Source organism: Alkalihalophilus sp. As8PL, assembly GCF_040939795.1.
GTDB classification, from domain to species: Bacteria; Bacillota; Bacilli; order Bacillales; family Bacillaceae_D; genus Alkalihalophilus; species Alkalihalophilus lindianensis.
This window is the reverse complement of sequence record NZ_CP162550.1, coordinates 184,646-200,669: the sequence shown is the minus strand read 5'-3', so window position 1 is coordinate 200,669 and position 16,024 is coordinate 184,646. Positions and strand designations below refer to the sequence as shown.

The window sequence follows — 16,024 nt, the reverse complement described above, 5'->3', positions numbered from 1 at the left end:
GGAAGAGAGCTTGAGCAAAAACATGAAATTAATGTGCATTCTATCCGTCTTGATTATGATAGCCACTGGATGGTATGTTGCGTTACCTGACTATATCGAAGCTTCAGAAGGAGAAACGTTTATCTCGTTTATACAAACATTCTTTCCTTTCTACGTGATCGGGGTATTGATAACGATTCTTGGAGTGTATGTAATCAATGTACCAAGGACCATTCTTGGTCATTGTAAAGTATTTGTCTATTCTTTACCTACGCCTATTGGGTTTATAGGGATGTTAATGCTCTTCTTCTATCCAATGCATCCATTATTCTCTATAGTTAGTAGTGGTTTAGGAGTGTTTATCCTTTACCATACACTTAAGTCGGCACTTAGAACTAGTAAAAGAGTCATAACTTAAATTGACAACTTCTTAATGATCGTTTACGATTAAGAAAATTAAACATATCACTAGAGGGAGGCCCCCGAGTGAGTTCTGCTATTGTAGCAGGGCTTGTTCGGGGGTCTTTTTGCGTAGGAGGTGCCAAGTAAATCTAGCTTCATCATTAATTCATTCTTTTTCATAAATTACTAATTAAAACATGGAGGGATTATCCTATGAGTATTAGCCAAAAAGAGTTTGATCAAACACATGAAATGTTATCTGCAGCAAGGCGCTATCGGACACCAGTAAAAGAAATTGTCCGTTCAGTTGGTCTTTATCGTATGCCAGTACCGCAACCAAATGGAAGAGTAGAGTTTGTTGAAGAGGAATGCGTTGTATTCCATTTTCCAGGTGGATTTACAGGGCTTTGCCCACAACGTGAGTTCTCTGAGCACCAGTATCGCTCACTTGTAGGCTTTACTGGTACACAGCAAGAATTCTTAGTGAAAGAAATTGCTACAAATGTAGTGGATGAAGAAGGTCAAGAGCGTAATTATGCTGTTGTTTCTGTGAAGGCAGCCGATTCACTTAAAAGAGAAAGGTTTTGGAAAGAAATTGAATCCCTTGAAAAAACAGAAGAATTAACAAGCAAGAAGTATCAAGGTGTAGTCGTAGGGACGAATCCAACAACTCAAACAATTTTCGTGAAAGTGGAAGGCGAAACTTGCTTCATGAAACGTAGTGATTGGGACTATGGCCGTTTAAGTCCAGTTCAAGATCTTGTAGAGCGTAATACACCTATTGAAGTGAAAGTCATTCGCTTTAATAAGGAGTCAAATCAAGTACATGTATCCCGCAAAGAAACGATGAAAGATCCAGCTGAAACATTAAAGGAGCTCGAAAAAGCACAAGCAGTAGTAGGACGTGTAAGTGATGTTCATCCAGAGCATGGTATCTTCATTACATTAGATAAGGGTGTCATTATTAAAGGGACTAAACCAAAACATATTGAAGACCCAATCTTAGATGACATCGTTCAAGTACGTATCCAATCAGTTGATTTAGAACGTCTCTTTGGACGGGGGGTTATTATTGGGTATCCGCAAGGGAAGAAGAAAGTTCATGATGTAGGTGCATTTTTGTATGAGTAACCAAAAGGGATCAGCAGATGAAGTAACGCTTCAGGAAGACGAGCAAAAGCCCCTCTTTGTAACGGATGAAGAATTGCTTTCATTTTGGGATGATCCAACTGTAGTCGGAGGGATTAATTTCCCTCCGCACTATAAACCAATGACTCATATTGTTCCCATCTACGATAAAATGAAGACTGGTTTTATTAATGAAGAAGCCTTTACCATTATGAAAGTTGTGGGGGATGGAATAGCTACAAACGAGGAACAGATTAAACGATTCTTCCTTACAAAAAACTTAACACGCACGGAGGTTAGCAATCATATAAACCGGTTGCGTGAAAAGGGATTTTTAGATCGTTGGCATTTACGTTCAGATGTAAGTGAACATGTATATCCTAACTTAAGTGCTCCTATTACATTAGGTATGTCAGGGTTTATACTTTTAAAACATTTTTACAAAGAACAATTCTTTATGGATAGCATGTTATGGGACCGTCTAGGTATACATACGATACAACGCTACATCGCAGCAAATGAGTTAAGGTGTCAAATTTACGAGTCTCGAACGCTCCGGAAGTGGGTTTGGAATGGGTTAGTAGCAAATAACACGAAAATCTCTCGCCCATTTGGTACAGCTGTTTTATCTACTCCTAACGGAGATATGAAATTTGTGTTTGAAAGAGTGCATCAAGGGAAAAAGTACCTTACACACCTTACTAAACGTATTAATCAGTGGGGTGAATTAATAGAAGATAATAACGGTACTCTACCTGTTGCCAATACGGAAGAGCTTAGAACGATTGTCGTTGTGTATGTCTCTACGAGATCATTAGCAGAGCATATAGTGGAAGAATTAGCCTTATTTAACGTGAAGTTTATGATCTGGATTTGTATAGAGGAAGATTTAATTAAGTTTGGAATTGAACATTCCTTCTATATTCCAGAAAAACATAAACTAAAACCGGTTAAAATGGCATTTCTAGCTCCTAAAAGGTAAAAAGTCCCGTTGGTAAATCTGGGACTTTTTATTTTATTTATTAGTCTGTGTAATTTTGCATGATTTCTTGGTAAAAAATGTGTATTAATCTTTCAAAGTCGTTCTTTTTGTGATACTTTATATATTAGCGAATTGGACAATCTTTAGTCGGTGATCGATAAAATCTGTGTTTTTACGTATTTTTTTGTTTATTAATCGGTATAGTTAAAATAAGAAAAACATTAGAAGGTGTCTATAAACGAAAAGACAAAGGTGTGAAGCATATGGTCTTAAACGACGAAGAAAAAAAGGTAAAGTTATTTAAAAAAGAACCAAGATATTTTATTTCTAGAACATTGAGACTGATTAATGATGATAGTCTAATGGAAGTAAGAGGAATCTTAGTAAAAGAAGAATTATATAATCCGAAGAAGAAAGAAAAACATTATGAATCTGAATATATTTTAGTTGATATTGAAAATATAAACTTAAATGAAGTATCAAAAGAAATTATACAGCATATCGAAAAACATCCATCTAATACATTCTATAAAGAAGTAGAGATTACAGGAGGTCAGAAAGACATATATTTAAAGCAAGAATATCTCTTGTTCAGTAAGGAATCGGATGAGGTTCTATATGTAAATGATCCAGAAGGCTCTGTTGCTACTAAATTAGATCAAACTAATCAATAAATACATATAGGTCAACGATCTATATTGTATACATACTAATAATCTCACATACATAATCAATAGCATCTAAAGACTTAGACGAGATAAACCGACCTAATTAATTGAAAATTCTTTATTTGTAAAATCTATTTTAAAACTCTATTGTATATTATTACTAACTTCATTTATAATAAAAGTATATTTACTACTCTTTATCTAAAAACATACGAAAGCCCATTGGGCCTGATTTGTAACTAATCAAATCAAGCTCAGTGGGCTTTTTTTGTGTTTTTTTTTAAGAGTTGTAAGTGTATATGACTAAACTCATTCTAAGGAGAGTGATTTATGGTGTACAAGGTTACTTTTTTTCTATCAGTAGCACCAGAGCGATTTCTTACGTTAGTTCCTAGCAAGGAAGTGAACGGAAACTTCATGATTGGAGAGGGAGATATTTTTGTCGTACCTTTTCGATGCAGAGGGAGATCAGGCGTTTTTGGCTATCGTGTATTTTGTGCGAAGGTTACCAATCTTACCGAATGGCTTGTGAATCTTAATGAACAGTCACCTATTCAATTTACTGCCGTCGAGTACGATGTGATGATCCCAAAAGATTGGATTAGTGATTTGAAGGATAGACCTTTGTTGCAAGCGATTGATGAAGTGAGAGGGCTGTATCGATCAATGAACGGGATTAACATTGTTGTGGTTGATCAGTATCTTAACCTTCAATTACGCGCAGAGAAAGGCAAAGGAACCTTAGAATTTTTAAAAGAATCAATGCGTTCTTTGGATGTATTAATAGGAATCGAAGATTTTGAAAAGGAGAGTGAGCTACATGGACGTTTACGCACGAGTAGTTAATCAAGAAGGTGATTATGGACATCATCGTATAAAGATTCCGATAAAGCATTTACCGGAATTTCTATCAAATGTTGGGGATGCTCTTATTAGCTTGGAGAAAGAGAATGGTCATAGGTATTGTGAGATTTATGATAATAAGGTGGCTTATATTAATACCCAAGCGAAAATTGCAAAAGAGGTTTATGAGAGTTGGATTGTAGGATCAATCGAAACAGGGGGAGTGGTTGAAGTATGAATATTGTCAAAATGAATCTATCTAAAATGAGTGAAGCTGAAAAGGAAGAATACTACTTGAATGTTTGTAAGGAGCTAGGGTTGAATCCTAAATTAAAGCCCTTCGCTTTTTTAAAAACAAAGAATGGGACAATGATGTATGCATTGCGATCAGCAACCGATCAACTGCGTTCCATTAACAACCTTTCGAGTAAGATTGTTAAAAAAGAAATCATAGCAAATAGAGTATATGAAATCACAGGTCAAGTTAGTGATGGGAAGCGTTGTGAGGAGTCAATAGGTGCTGTTTCGATTGTGGATGCACAAGATCAGCCTCTAAAGTCAAATGACCTTGTAAATGCTATTATGCAGGCTGGTACAAAGGCTATTAGACGAGCGACTTTATCCTTTTGTGGTATCTCATTCTTAGATGAATCAGAACGTGACACTTTTGAGAATGAGGATCAAGGAGTACCGGAAGGCATCGAGAATGCTACGCTTCCGACCGAAGAGCCTAATTCAGAGGAGACGGAAGAGAAGCAAGATCAAGAATTTATTGAGACTTTAGAGTTTCACGATTGCGATGTAATTAATGGGAAGCGCCCTTATTATGAATTAACATTTCGTAATGAAGAGGGTGTTTTCACCAAGGTAGCAGCCATTGATGAAGAAATGGATTTAGTAGATAACCTTGGGCTAAGAAGAGGTTTAAACGTAACAATCAAGAAAGTGGCAAAGAATAATAATTATATCCTTCGAAACATTAAGCTTGTTTCATAAGGTTGTGTAATGGCCATAAAGAGACGATGACGTATTAGTCACCGTCTCTTTTACTATATTAAAGAGGGTGAATCGTATGAACTTGAGTGTAATGGAAGCAATTGAGATTAATATGGAGGGAATTGAACTAGTATTTTGTCCTCGTAAACAGGTTGATCAAGTGGTGTTTGATGAATTAATGATCTATCTAATGGAAAAGAAATTAGGGGACCTGGCAGAAGAGTATTTGAAAGATGTGAAGATGGGGTTTTATTACTATTTTGATGCATCATTTGAAAGTATCTTTAATGCTGAAGACGTTCAACAATTCTTTTTTGAATCGGCAGAACTCCAAAAGGTAGTAGAAAATGTTGCGGAATGGATCGCAGAGGATCTTAAAATGAATCTTGCGGTTGAAGAAGTATTAAATGAAAGTAAAGTAGTTCAACCTTTAAATCATGATGAAAATCCATCTGTATCGATGGATTTTCAAAGTGAACAATTAACATTGTTTTAACCGTCCAAAATTATTTGGACGGTCTTTTTTACATTTAGGATGTTTAGGAATCTAACAAAATGCGATACTTTTCTTCTTTTTTTACCATCAACTAAGTAATATAAGATAACATTAAACCGAATAGCATCCATGCGGGCATTGAGACTATGGCCATATAAAGGCAATTTTTAGCCATTTTCTTTTTATCCTTATCTCCTATCCACACTAGAAATAATATTACTCCGATTATAGGAAAAATAATGCAAATGATGTAAAGAATAATCCTATCATGTGTCGAATCCATTAATATCCCCCTTTAAACTTACTAAAGCATAAATTATCTAATCTTTTATATACCTTAACACTACAATAATATAAAGGGAATTCTTAGATAAATGAGTCATACTTCCTTTTTATTCTCAAAAGCTACTCCATATTCATTCTAATTTCATATACTCAAATAGATATTAATCTACTAATATAGTGTATTTTTTCCTAAATATGTATGTTAATATTGTGAACGAAATAGGGCCCTGTTTCAATCAATTTATTAGGAGGAGAGATATGAAGCGTTTATTAACATTTTTGATGGTGTTTTCCTCAGTTTTCTTTTTGGGGATGAGTAACATATTTGCTGAAGAAAACGATGAAATTGATAATGAGATCAGGGACTTAATGGTCCAACATATGTTAGAACTAAAAGAAAATGAAGAAGAGCTAAATGAACATCAAATGAAGACATTACAGGAATTCGAAGCCTTAACTACTGAGGAGCAAGAAACTTTTTTTGATGCTATGGCCAACCCTAAAGTCATAGAACAAGTTTTGTCTGATGACGAGGGAGATATTAATGGAAATTCAATAAATGTAGAGGAGACTATTGAATTTAAAGAGGCTACTCCTAATCAACCTTTAAGTACTGTACAGCCATTAAGTTCTTCTAACCTCACGGCTCAAAGAAGCACTTCAATATCAGTTAATGGTGTGACCGTCACTACATTTACAAATAAACTGTGGTATACATATAGTCATAGCATGGGAAGAGTGACAGCTACAAGTAATGTTCTCGCTACTATTTCGAATGGTAATCGTGCTGTAGATTATAGATTAACAAGCATAGATAATTATGTACTGAATGGCGCAGGGTACGGTCACGCTTATTGGCAGCAATACGCTAAGTTTACTGGTACACCTATGTCTACTACTAGAGAAGTAAGATTAAGAGTTGACCGAAACAATAATTCCCACATTACGATGTCGACATTACATTAGAATTTTTGGAGGTATATATGAAAAATAAGGTGTTTGTTACACTAATTTTTTTATGTTCTTTTCTGATTTTTGGTTTTTCTACTGTTAGTGCAAATGACAAAGATTTTGAAGAGGTGTTTATGGCAAACTAAATATGTAGGGAATGGCAGTTAATTTGTGTAGGGCCCGGAGGGCCCTACACAAATTAAAAAAGCCACTTGTCAACTTCTCATAATAACTTTAAACTCCTCGTTGGACCAACAACGTTTAACAGGAGGCTATTAGGAGATGTTAGCAGTGGCACAAATTGATTATATCAGACATGAAGTGAATCAAAAAGGTGGAACTTATTCCAGTGTGGCAAGAAAGATGGAACTGGATCCTCGTACAGTTTCTAAGTATGCGAATCAAGAAGAGTTTCCAGTAAAAAAACCACAGAAAAGAAGCTCTAGAGTGATGGATCCAGTGAAGCCTATTTTAGATAAGTGGATTCGAGAAGACTTAAAAAAGAAAAAGAAGAATCATAGAACTGCCAAAAGAATGTACGAGCAGTTAGTTAAGTTTCATAGCTTCGAAGGTTCTGCACGTACAGTTCGTGACTATGTTTCAAGAAGGAAGAAAGAGCTAAAAGAATATATAGAAGGAGCTTCATTACCTCTTGAATCCATACCAGGAACAGCACAAGTTGATTTTGGTACAGCACCCTTCTTATATGAATCAGAGATAATAGACCTACCGTATTTAGTGATGGCATTTCCGTACAGTAATTCATTCCTGTTTCAGGTATTTCCTTCGGAAAACACTGAGTGTTTACTAGAGGGTCTACAACGTATGTTTCACTATATGGGTGGTGTGCCGACAACGATACGATTCGATAACTTATCCCCCGCCGTGAAAAAGATAAAAGGTAAGGGTGAACGTGAACTCACTGATACATTTGAACGTTTTGTCTTACACTATGGGTTCAGTTACGAATTTTGTAATCCTGGGAAGGGGAATGAAAAAGGACACGTTGAAGCAATGGTGAAATATGTTCGAAATAACTTCTTATTACCCGAGTGCACCATAGTGGATCTCGACCAATTTAATGAAACACTTTGGCAATGCGCAGAGGAAGACCGAAATCGTCCACACTACTTAAAAGAAACGCTTCAATCAGAGTTATATAAGGAAGACAAAAAGGAATGGCTTATCCTTCCTGAGAAGAAGTTTGAATGTGTGCGTTATCAGGAAGTGAAGGCAGATAAATACGGGATTATAAACATCGATAACAAGGAATATTCAACGTCGCCTAGATTTGCCAAGCAGCGCATAAATATTTGTGTAACCTATAACTCTATTATTGTATTGAACGAAGAACGTCAGGTTATTGTAAAGCATTCTCGTTTATATGGAGTAAAAAGAAGGTCGATGAACTGGCAACCATATTTACACTTACTATCAAAACGTCCAAAGGCAATTAAATATTCTAGTTTATATGACCAATTTCCCCTTGAATGGTCCAACTTTTTAAGAGATTGTACAGAAGAAGAGCAGAAAGAAGTTTTACGTCTTTTAGCTACGCTCTTAAAAAATAATGATTTTACTTTATTGAATGAGGCATTAGAGTTAGCTTCTTCACATGGTCATCCTAGTGCGGATCAAATCAAGCATTGTTTCTATTCTCTACTAAATCAAGGTACATCTTATGAGGCGATTACTCCTCGTCTTAATGTTCCAACAGTACCTAGCGCAACTCGTGGGCTTTCTCATTACGATGCTTTTTTTCAAGGGGGTACGAGTGAATGAACGAGCAAATACAAGCCTACGCAAAGCGACTAAAGTTAAGTTGGATTAGAGAGAATTTTAATCAAATAGAAGCAGAAACAAATGAAGAGTACCTATTAAAGCTTTTTGAAAAGGAAGTCCAAAATCGGGAAGAAAGAAAAGTTAATTTATTACTAAGTCAAGCTCAGCTACCGAAGACAGGTTCTACTCCTTTCCAATGGGAACATATACAAATTCCACAAGGAATTGAACGTACAGCTGTCATTAATGGTGACTTTATTAAGGAGAGGGAAAACCTTATTTTATACGGTGGTGTCGGTACAGGAAAGACTTATTTGGCAACATTACTATCCTTAAATGCCATACATAGATTTGGCAGCCAGGTAAAGTTCTATACAGTGGCAGGCTTGGTTAATAAACTAATTGAAGCAAACCAGAAAAACACTCTACCAAAGCTGATGAAACAAATCGAAAAGCTAGACCTTTTAATACTTGATGAGCTCGGCTATATTCCGTTAAACAAAGAAGGAGCAGAGCTTTTATTTCAAGTGATTTCTATGTGTTATGAAAACCGAAGTATAGTGATTACAACCAATCTTCAATTCGGTCAATGGAATCATGTTTTTGGCGACCCGATTCTAACAGAAGCTGTCATTGACCGCCTGATTCACCATTCTCATTTACTTGTTTTTAAAGGAGATAGTTTTCGTTATAAAGAGTCTTTATTGCATCAATAATTTGAAGTGACAAGTGGCATGCATATTTAATTGCCATTTGGTACATTTTTTAATTGCCAAATACAGAAGAGGTACTTGATGAAATAGGGGTAGTTGAATTAGAACTAGATGAAGAATTTATTTTTGAAGAAGACGGACACACTTTCAAAATTTCTGTAAAAGAAGATGATACTGGTTTCTTCACTTTAAGTAGTGGACAAAAAAGAATTAGAGGGGATATTTCTTACTGTCACGGAGGAGTATGTATGACTGAGATGACCATGTTCCTTACAGTAGATTATCTTCAGAATCAAGTAGTTAAAACTGTATCTGCTAATCATCAAGTACGAAGAAATTGGAATGCAGGAATGGATGTAACTCCAATCGGGAACACAATCCACGAAGTTAGATTAGGAAATGGTTTTGCATCTGGTGTCTTCCAATTCTCTCCTCAATGGGGAACTAATTACACGAGAACACTTAATATGAACGCTAATGTAAGTACTTATAAGATTTATTTTAGTTAGTTCTATCAAAGTGAAGAATTAATATTCAACCGTCCTAATGAGGGGCGGTTTTTTGGTTTATATGGAGACATATACAAATATTTTTAGCTGAGATAAGATAGTATTGTATGAGCCTAAAAAATATAAAAAATCTTTGGTTAAAATAGGGGGCTTCTTAATTTGTCGAACATTTTATATCATTACTGTAGTATAGAAACGTTTGAATTAATCATGAAGTATAAAACAATTAGGTTTTCGAGCCTAGGCGTCGTTGATGATATAGAAGAATCACTGACTTCTGATTATGAAGATATAGGTAAAATATGTTTTGTTTCCTGTTGGACTGATTTAATACAAGAATCAGTAGATATGTGGAGAACATATGCTGGTAAAGAAAATGGAGTACGAATTGGTCTACCCATGAATTTTTTTGAAATTGGAGTAAGTGATAGTGAATTATCTGAATCAGGTTCGACTATAAATGAAAGAAATGATATCTTTCTTTCTCCACCTTGTTACCCAGAACTCATGCCAGTTACTTATACAAAGGATGATAGTTTAATAAATCTATCTGTACTAAATATAAATGATAATAGCTGTGAAGATTGTGGTAAAAAAAGTGCTACTCTAAGCTTTAATACCACACATTTAGGAAGATTTAAAAGGGAGTATTGGTCAGGACAATCAGAATGGAGGTACAGATTAATAGCGGTTCCTCAAGAATACTATAGGAATAACAATAGCGGAAGATATTTAGGTGAACCGGAAGAAATGGTTCAACTCATGAAATCAGATTTAGTTAAGATGCCGTTTATGAATAATCATATAGATTTTCCCTTTAAAGAAGAAGTATTTGAAGAGATGGAGATAGTACTAAGCCCTTTAAATACAGCAGAAGATAATGATAAGGTGAAAAGTATCATAGAGAAATATACAAACCTCAGTAATTTGGATCTGAGATTGTCTGATCTGAAAATTCGCAAACAAAAATAGTATCCATATTAGCCTTTATATTAAACTTAGTACAAATAAAGCCATTACTGTTCTTGAAAGGGAGATTCCAGTGGCGAAAAGTAAAATGTCAAACTCTGAAAGAGAAGCTTATAAGGAGAAGTTCGGTGTTAAGCTGGCTACGAATAACAAAAAGAAGTGCTTATTATGTTTTAGTTATAATGTAGGTAATATATGTTCCGTCTATCATATTAGGACTAAGAAGAATGAAACTTGCGATTCGTTTAAATCTTCAGGGTATAAATGGTATATAGGGGCGGAGCAGTATCACCTAGATATAGTAGAAATTAAAGATAGGTTTAGTTTGACAAGATCATTTGCTTTAGTTGAATCAATGGTTAATTGGAATATACCCATAGCGGGGATATTCCAATAATCTTTTTTAAGAGTTTGCTTATCTCTGACCATCTTCTATTTCATAACAACGAGAGAGTGTCAAAAATATATCTAGAGCATCATCTTCAGTAAGCAATCTCTCAGCTGCTTTCGACTTAATCACTGTCTTTCTAACCTCGTCATAATAGAATAATGTACGAGACTCTAGTTCTACCTCACGAATCATATATTCAATTGGATCTTCATAGTAGTCTTCTGCTGTTACATAAAGAAAAGGTTCTTGAGCTTTCGGGTGCCGGAAAATTGTTGCTTTTCCATCAGCAATAGACACCATTGCTTTTTTCCCTACTGTTAATTCAATATCTCTTCTTAAAATATATACGTTAGGCATCATCTCATCATTAAACCAGCTTGTATACAGGTTCTGCATGTCTATCACCATTTCTATCGGATTTATTATGGGAAGTATAGCACTTATGTTAATAAATGCTAAATAAAGATAAAATCTAGTACTTTTGTTATTGTTTACACTAAAATACTCAGTTATAATAAAGGCATATCTTCTTCTATATTTATGCTAATAATAGTAAGTCCATCGGACATTTCATGAGCGCTTTTGCGTTTATTTAATATTCCGGTGGGCTTTTTTGCGTATATAGAGGTAGATAATATTCTAAGGAGAGTGATTTATATGATGAACAGAGTAGTGCTAGTAGGAAGATTGACTAAGGACCCGGAGCTTCGCTATACCCCTTCTGGTGTGGCAGTTTGTAATTTTACGTTGGCTTGTAATAGGAACTTTTCAAATGAACAAGGAGAACGTGAAACAGACTTCATCAACATTGTTGTATGGCGTAAACAAGCTGAAAACGCTGCGAAGTACCTTAAAAAAGGTAGCTTATGTGGTGCTGATGGTAGAATTCAGTCTCGTAGCTATGATAATAATGAAGGCCGTCGTGTCTTTATTACAGAAGTAGTAGCAGAGAGTGTTCAATTCTTAGAACCTAAGAACAATAATGAAAACCAAAGTAATCAATCAAGTGGTAGTCAATCATCAAATCAAGGTAATCGTCAGCAAAATCAACAACGTCAACCTGTAGGTTCAGGTGTAAGTAGAGGTAGCAATGGTTTCGGTAGATCTTCTGGTAACCATTTCAACTCTGACCCGTTTGCTGATGATGGTAAGCCAATTGACATTAGTGATGATGATCTCCCATTTTAAGAGTCATTATATTGGTATAACATTTTATTGAGTGAATTAACTAACTAAAAATTGCCTTCCACTCCGGCATAAAACAGAGGTGGCACGATGCTTCATGCCACCTTTGGGGCTGGAGTTCGTGGAGGAGATTACTATGAAAAAATCAATGAACGAAGTTAAAGAGACAATGGTGAAGTACGGTGCGGATTCATTAAGCTTTCATGATCTATTGTTGTTGTTGATAGGGAAAGAAAATCAAGAAGCCGTCAATGTGTTAGCTACGTATCAAGTAAAAGCACTTATGAATTTTTCTGTTAATCAATTTCAAGAGGTTCCTGGAGTTGGAAAAGCTATTGCGGAACGTTTGTATACTGTTATGCAGTTAACTTCAAAAGCGATGGTAGAACACTCTAAAAATGTACAGGTTATTAGAACCCCTGAAGATTCTTATCATTTATTCAAATATCTAACCTACAAACAGCAAGAAACGTTCTGTGTAGCCTATTTAGATACTAAGAATAAAGTAATTGCTAAACGAGAAATGACCAAAGGAACGCTAAATTCCTCTTACGTTCACCCTCGCGAAGTATTTAAAGTGGGTGTGGAATTATCTGCGGCTTCGGTAGTTGTTTGTCATAATCATCCAAGTGGTGACGTTACTATTAGTGATCAGGATCGTGATATGACAAAAAGGTTATTTCAAGCGGGAAAGATAATAGGTATAGAGGTTTTAGATCATATTATTGTAGGCGATAAAGTGTTTGTTTCACTAAAAGAACAGGGAGTCATCTAACAAATATAAAAACCGTTGGGCTTATACATTCCGTATAGTCCAACGGATTTTTTCTATAAAAAATCTAATTGGAGAGTGATTTATATGTCATATCAAGCGCTATATAGAAAGTACAGACCTCAACTATTAAAGGATGTCGTAGGACAACAACACATTACTCGTACCATTCACAATGCCTTTTTTGAAGATAAGCTATCGCATGCTTATTTATTCGTCGGTCCGAGAGGGACGGGGAAGACAAGTGTAGCTAAATTAATTGCTAAGACCATTAACTGTGAGAGCTTAACAGATGAAGGTGAGAGTTGTGGCAAATGCGAAACGTGTAAAGGAATAGCTAGGGATCAGATAGCTGATGTGGTGGAATTGGATGCAGCATCGAATAACGGTGTAGACGAAGTAAGAGATATTCGTGAAAAGGTGAAGTTTGCTCCTTCCTCTAAATACAAGGTTTATATCATTGATGAGGTCCACATGCTTACCACAGGTGCATTCAATGCATTGCTTAAAACATTAGAAGAACCGCCTAAAAATGTCATTTTCATTTTAGCGACTACGGAAGCTCACAAAGTTCCAGTGACCATCATTTCAAGATGCCAACGTTTTGACTTCAAACGCATGACTGATAAGAATTTAGTTGATCGAATGCGTTATGTTTGTAGTCAAGAGCAATTCCAGGCTCAAGACAATGCATTACAGATGATTGCACGCGTTGCTCAAGGTGGAATGCGGGATGCATTAAGCTTGTTGGACCAAGCCATCAGTTATGCAGGCGGAGAGTTGAAAATAGAACATATCAACGAGATCACTGGTAGTGTGTCACAAAAACACTTACAAACCACTATCGAAGCTCTGGTAGATTCAGATAAAGGTTTATTGATTGATCAAGTGACATCATTAATCGATAATGGTCAGAGTCCAGATCGTTTTTGTCATGATTTGATGACCTACCTAAGAGATTTGCTCATGATTAAGTCGGGTATTAAGTCATTGGAACGTATATCTGATGCGTCATCTTTTCGCTCCATCTCAAATTCAATATCGCATGATGACTTGTATCAATTAATCTCATTTTGTGAGGAAGGCCTACGAGATATGAGGTACGCTCTTAGTCCGAAAATCGTCTTAGAAACCACATTGATTAAAGCAGCAAACTATTTGGAGACGGATTCACAAGATAGTGCTTACTCTTTACTACAAGAGAAGATCAATCAACTTGAGGCTACCTTGCATAGTCGAAATGATCAACCGATCAATCCTAAAGTATCTAAGCCAATTAGTCCTCCAGCTATGCGAGAAGTAGATGAGCAAGTTGATAAAGCTTGGAATGTGATGAAAGAAGCATCAAAACAAAATTTGACGATCTTCAACTCAAAGTGTTGGAGTAGAATTCTTGAGTGTTTAGTAGATGAATCAATATATTCTATCTTAGACAAAGAATCAAATGTGGTTTTATGTAGTCAAACACATTTTGTATTGGTAACCTCTAGATCAGTTGAGGTTATGAATGAGATTGATATTATTGAAGAAGTGACTGAAGATATTACCACTCGTTCATTAAGATTAGTTGTAATTAGTCCTAATCAATGGAAGAGTTTGAAAGAAAAATTTATGCAAAATCGAAATGCAACAACTGTATAACATCTAGCTTTCCAATGTGTATAAAGGTATAATGTAGGTATATCTTTTCTCTTTTTAACTTTAAAACACATTGCTATGCCCATCGGGTAAGAAGATGATAGAGCGATCTATCCATTCCTCTTATACGAGTGGGCTTTTTATATGCAAACAATTCAGAGTGTCTTTTTACCTTTCCTTTTGGTCTGGTTTAAGGGCGCTCTTTTTATATAGATAAATCTAAATCTACTTTGAGGAGAGTGATTTACATGGCTCGTATTGCGAGTGAAAGTAAACTAGGCTATTACCCTTGGCCGCTTGACGAGTTAAAGCTCATTGAAAATGCAATGTCTGTAAAAGGTGAAGGTGTACTTAACATGATTGATCCATGTTGTGGGAAAGGTGAAGCATTAGCTCATATGCAGCAACATCTTAAGCAACAATATCAAGCGGTAAGCACGTATGGAGTGGAATTAGAAAAGACACGTTATGAACAGGCAAATCAAGTATTGGATTATTGTTTAAATGAAGGATATGAAAATGTCCGCACTGAAAACAAATATAATCTTGTTTTGTTAAACCCTCCATATGATGAAGTTTTTCATGAAAGAACTGAGCTAAGATTCCTACGGGCATTAAGTTCAAAGAGTAAGAACATCTTTGCTCCAGATAGCTTATTGCTATTTTGTGTTCCGCAATATGTCTTAGGAGCTTGTGCCAATGTTTTATCTTCCCGCTTTAAAGATATCAAAGTGTATCGTTTTACAGATAATCATTTTGATGTATTTAAACAGGTGGTGGTCTTTGCTCATTTTGGACGCCCTGATAAAGAGGAACGAAAGAAAACAAGTGCTTATTTAAGACAAATTGCTAAAAAAGAAGTTGATGGATCTCTTGTACCACTTCCAACTCTGGAAGAGTTAGATACAGAGAATTTCACTATCAAGTTTGACGGTGCCCAACCAATTGAGCTATTTCGTGCCGGACGTTTGAATGCTGAAGAATTATTAAGGGATTTAGCATCTAGCGGCTTATTACAAGATGTAGAAAAGGAACTAACACCTCTAGAAAATAGAGCTGTTATGGGCCGTCCTATGTTGCCACTGAAACCAACTCATGGTGGGATTGCTGTTGCAAGTGGACCTATATCAGGGAATCTTGGTAATCATATTATTTCTGGTATTACGAAACAAGTTACAGAGGTAAAAGCGATTCATGACGATGAAGGTCGTCAAACAGGTGAAGAGTATACAAAACACTTTAAATCGATTGTTCGTTCATTTACAGCAGAAGGTGTTTTTGATTTAGAGTAAAAAATAGAGTTTAAAATAATTTAAAAAACAAAGGAGGGAAGCC

At 35.6% G+C, this 16,024-nt stretch carries 18 protein-coding genes; 17 read left to right on the top strand and 1 reads right to left on the bottom strand.

What is annotated here, in order from left to right; all coding sequences use genetic code 11:
* Nucleotides 1-10: 10 nt before the first annotated feature.
* The 13 genes from AB3N04_RS01010 to AB3N04_RS00950 all read left to right on the top strand — a co-directional run bounded on the left by AB3N04_RS01010 (nucleotide 11) and on the right by AB3N04_RS00950 (nucleotide 10,706).
* Nucleotides 11-397: a hypothetical protein gene (locus AB3N04_RS01010; RefSeq protein WP_368502707.1), complete on the top strand. Its 387-nt coding sequence runs from the start codon at nucleotides 11-13 to the stop codon at nucleotides 395-397.
* Between the two features lie 197 nt (nucleotides 398-594).
* A complete protein-coding gene (locus tag AB3N04_RS01005) occupies nucleotides 595-1,512 on the top strand; it encodes an RNA-binding protein (protein WP_368502706.1) in 918 nt (305 codons plus the stop codon).
* Nucleotides 1,505-2,491 carry a hypothetical protein gene (locus AB3N04_RS01000; RefSeq protein ID WP_368502705.1) on the top strand — a complete coding sequence of 329 codons (987 nt, stop codon included), beginning with the start codon at nucleotides 1,505-1,507 and terminating at the stop codon, nucleotides 2,489-2,491. The genes AB3N04_RS01005 and AB3N04_RS01000 overlap by 8 nt, the downstream gene beginning before the upstream one ends.
* Before the next feature lie 263 nt (nucleotides 2,492-2,754).
* Complete coding sequence (locus AB3N04_RS00995; protein ID WP_368502704.1) at nucleotides 2,755-3,165, top strand: hypothetical protein; 411 nt, start codon at nucleotides 2,755-2,757, stop codon at nucleotides 3,163-3,165.
* Between the two features lie 324 nt (nucleotides 3,166-3,489).
* Nucleotides 3,490-4,005, top strand: a complete 516-nt coding sequence (locus AB3N04_RS00990) for a hypothetical protein (protein WP_368502703.1) — start codon at nucleotides 3,490-3,492, stop codon at nucleotides 4,003-4,005.
* Nucleotides 3,980-4,240, top strand: a complete 261-nt coding sequence (locus AB3N04_RS00985; RefSeq protein WP_368502702.1) for a hypothetical protein — start codon at nucleotides 3,980-3,982, stop codon at nucleotides 4,238-4,240. Before AB3N04_RS00990 ends, AB3N04_RS00985 begins: the two co-directional genes overlap by 26 nt.
* A complete protein-coding gene (locus AB3N04_RS00980) occupies nucleotides 4,237-4,998 on the top strand; it encodes a hypothetical protein (RefSeq protein ID WP_368502701.1) in 762 nt (253 codons plus the stop codon). The genes AB3N04_RS00985 and AB3N04_RS00980 overlap by 4 nt, the downstream gene beginning before the upstream one ends.
* Before the next feature lie 76 nt (nucleotides 4,999-5,074).
* On the top strand, nucleotides 5,075-5,494 hold the full coding sequence (locus AB3N04_RS00975; RefSeq protein ID WP_368502700.1) for a hypothetical protein: 420 nt from the start codon (nucleotides 5,075-5,077) through the stop codon (nucleotides 5,492-5,494).
* 543 nt (nucleotides 5,495-6,037) lie between these two features.
* On the top strand, nucleotides 6,038-6,745 hold the full coding sequence (locus AB3N04_RS00970) for a hypothetical protein (protein ID WP_368502699.1): 708 nt from the start codon (nucleotides 6,038-6,040) through the stop codon (nucleotides 6,743-6,745).
* 267 nt (nucleotides 6,746-7,012) lie between these two features.
* Nucleotides 7,013-8,512: an IS21 family transposase gene (gene istA / locus AB3N04_RS00965; protein ID WP_368502698.1), complete on the top strand. Its 1,500-nt coding sequence runs from the start codon at nucleotides 7,013-7,015 to the stop codon at nucleotides 8,510-8,512.
* Nucleotides 8,509-9,228, top strand: coding sequence for an IS21-like element helper ATPase IstB (gene istB / locus AB3N04_RS00960; protein WP_003320558.1), 720 nt, complete (start codon nucleotides 8,509-8,511; stop codon nucleotides 9,226-9,228). The genes istA and istB overlap by 4 nt, the downstream gene beginning before the upstream one ends.
* A gap of 53 nt (nucleotides 9,229-9,281) precedes the next feature.
* The gene (locus AB3N04_RS00955; protein ID WP_368502697.1) at nucleotides 9,282-9,734 is read left to right on the top strand and encodes a hypothetical protein; all 453 of its coding nucleotides are present in this window, start codon (nucleotides 9,282-9,284) and stop codon (nucleotides 9,732-9,734) included.
* A gap of 159 nt (nucleotides 9,735-9,893) precedes the next feature.
* Nucleotides 9,894-10,706 carry a DUF2971 domain-containing protein gene (locus AB3N04_RS00950; protein WP_368502696.1) on the top strand — a complete coding sequence of 271 codons (813 nt, stop codon included), beginning with the start codon at nucleotides 9,894-9,896 and terminating at the stop codon, nucleotides 10,704-10,706.
* Nucleotides 10,707-11,118: 412 nt separating this feature from the next.
* Here the strand turns inward: AB3N04_RS00950 and AB3N04_RS00945 are convergent, their stop codons facing one another.
* Nucleotides 11,119-11,490, bottom strand: coding sequence for a hypothetical protein (locus AB3N04_RS00945; protein WP_368502695.1), 372 nt, complete (start codon nucleotides 11,488-11,490; stop codon nucleotides 11,119-11,121).
* A gap of 261 nt (nucleotides 11,491-11,751) precedes the next feature.
* Here AB3N04_RS00945 and ssb point away from each other — a divergent pair, with 261 nt between their 5' ends.
* The 4 genes from ssb (at nucleotide 11,752) to AB3N04_RS00925 (ending at nucleotide 15,981) form a co-directional block, all read left to right on the top strand.
* Nucleotides 11,752-12,282, top strand: coding sequence for a single-stranded DNA-binding protein (gene ssb / locus AB3N04_RS00940; RefSeq protein ID WP_368502694.1), 531 nt, complete (start codon nucleotides 11,752-11,754; stop codon nucleotides 12,280-12,282).
* Nucleotides 12,283-12,415: 133 nt separating this feature from the next.
* Nucleotides 12,416-13,054, top strand: coding sequence for a DNA repair protein RadC (gene radC / locus AB3N04_RS00935; RefSeq protein WP_368502693.1), 639 nt, complete (start codon nucleotides 12,416-12,418; stop codon nucleotides 13,052-13,054).
* Nucleotides 13,055-13,138: 84 nt separating this feature from the next.
* The gene (dnaX, locus tag AB3N04_RS00930; protein WP_368502692.1) at nucleotides 13,139-14,692 is read left to right on the top strand and encodes a DNA polymerase III subunit gamma/tau; all 1,554 of its coding nucleotides are present in this window, start codon (nucleotides 13,139-13,141) and stop codon (nucleotides 14,690-14,692) included.
* 245 nt (nucleotides 14,693-14,937) lie between these two features.
* Nucleotides 14,938-15,981, top strand: coding sequence for a DUF6094 domain-containing protein (locus AB3N04_RS00925; protein WP_368502691.1), 1,044 nt, complete (start codon nucleotides 14,938-14,940; stop codon nucleotides 15,979-15,981).
* The last annotated feature ends 43 nt before the right edge of the window (nucleotides 15,982-16,024 follow it).

What these genes read in the sequence shown, in the direction of transcription:
- AB3N04_RS01005 (WP_368502706.1), top strand. Translation starts at nt 595, where the DNA reads ATGAGTATTAGCCAAAAAGAGTTTGATCAAACACATGAAATGTTATCT.
- AB3N04_RS01000 (WP_368502705.1), top strand. Translation starts at nt 1,505, where the DNA reads ATGAGTAACCAAAAGGGATCAGCAGATGAAGTAACGCTTCAGGAAGAC.
- AB3N04_RS00995 (WP_368502704.1), top strand. Translation starts at nt 2,755, where the DNA reads ATGGTCTTAAACGACGAAGAAAAAAAGGTAAAGTTATTTAAAAAAGAA.
- AB3N04_RS00990 (WP_368502703.1), top strand. Translation starts at nt 3,490, where the DNA reads ATGGTGTACAAGGTTACTTTTTTTCTATCAGTAGCACCAGAGCGATTT.
- AB3N04_RS00985 (WP_368502702.1), top strand. Translation starts at nt 3,980, where the DNA reads ATGGACGTTTACGCACGAGTAGTTAATCAAGAAGGTGATTATGGACAT.
- AB3N04_RS00980 (WP_368502701.1), top strand. Translation starts at nt 4,237, where the DNA reads ATGAATATTGTCAAAATGAATCTATCTAAAATGAGTGAAGCTGAAAAG.
- AB3N04_RS00975 (WP_368502700.1), top strand. Translation starts at nt 5,075, where the DNA reads ATGAACTTGAGTGTAATGGAAGCAATTGAGATTAATATGGAGGGAATT.
- AB3N04_RS00970 (WP_368502699.1), top strand. Translation starts at nt 6,038, where the DNA reads ATGAAGCGTTTATTAACATTTTTGATGGTGTTTTCCTCAGTTTTCTTT.
- istA (WP_368502698.1), top strand. Translation starts at nt 7,013, where the DNA reads ATGTTAGCAGTGGCACAAATTGATTATATCAGACATGAAGTGAATCAA.
- istB (WP_003320558.1), top strand. Translation starts at nt 8,509, where the DNA reads ATGAACGAGCAAATACAAGCCTACGCAAAGCGACTAAAGTTAAGTTGG.
- AB3N04_RS00945 (WP_368502695.1), bottom strand. Translation starts at nt 11,490, where the DNA reads ATGCAGAACCTGTATACAAGCTGGTTTAATGATGAGATGATGCCTAAC.
- ssb (WP_368502694.1), top strand. Translation starts at nt 11,752, where the DNA reads ATGATGAACAGAGTAGTGCTAGTAGGAAGATTGACTAAGGACCCGGAG.
- radC (WP_368502693.1), top strand. Translation starts at nt 12,416, where the DNA reads ATGAAAAAATCAATGAACGAAGTTAAAGAGACAATGGTGAAGTACGGT.
- dnaX (WP_368502692.1), top strand. Translation starts at nt 13,139, where the DNA reads ATGTCATATCAAGCGCTATATAGAAAGTACAGACCTCAACTATTAAAG.
- AB3N04_RS00925 (WP_368502691.1), top strand. Translation starts at nt 14,938, where the DNA reads ATGGCTCGTATTGCGAGTGAAAGTAAACTAGGCTATTACCCTTGGCCG.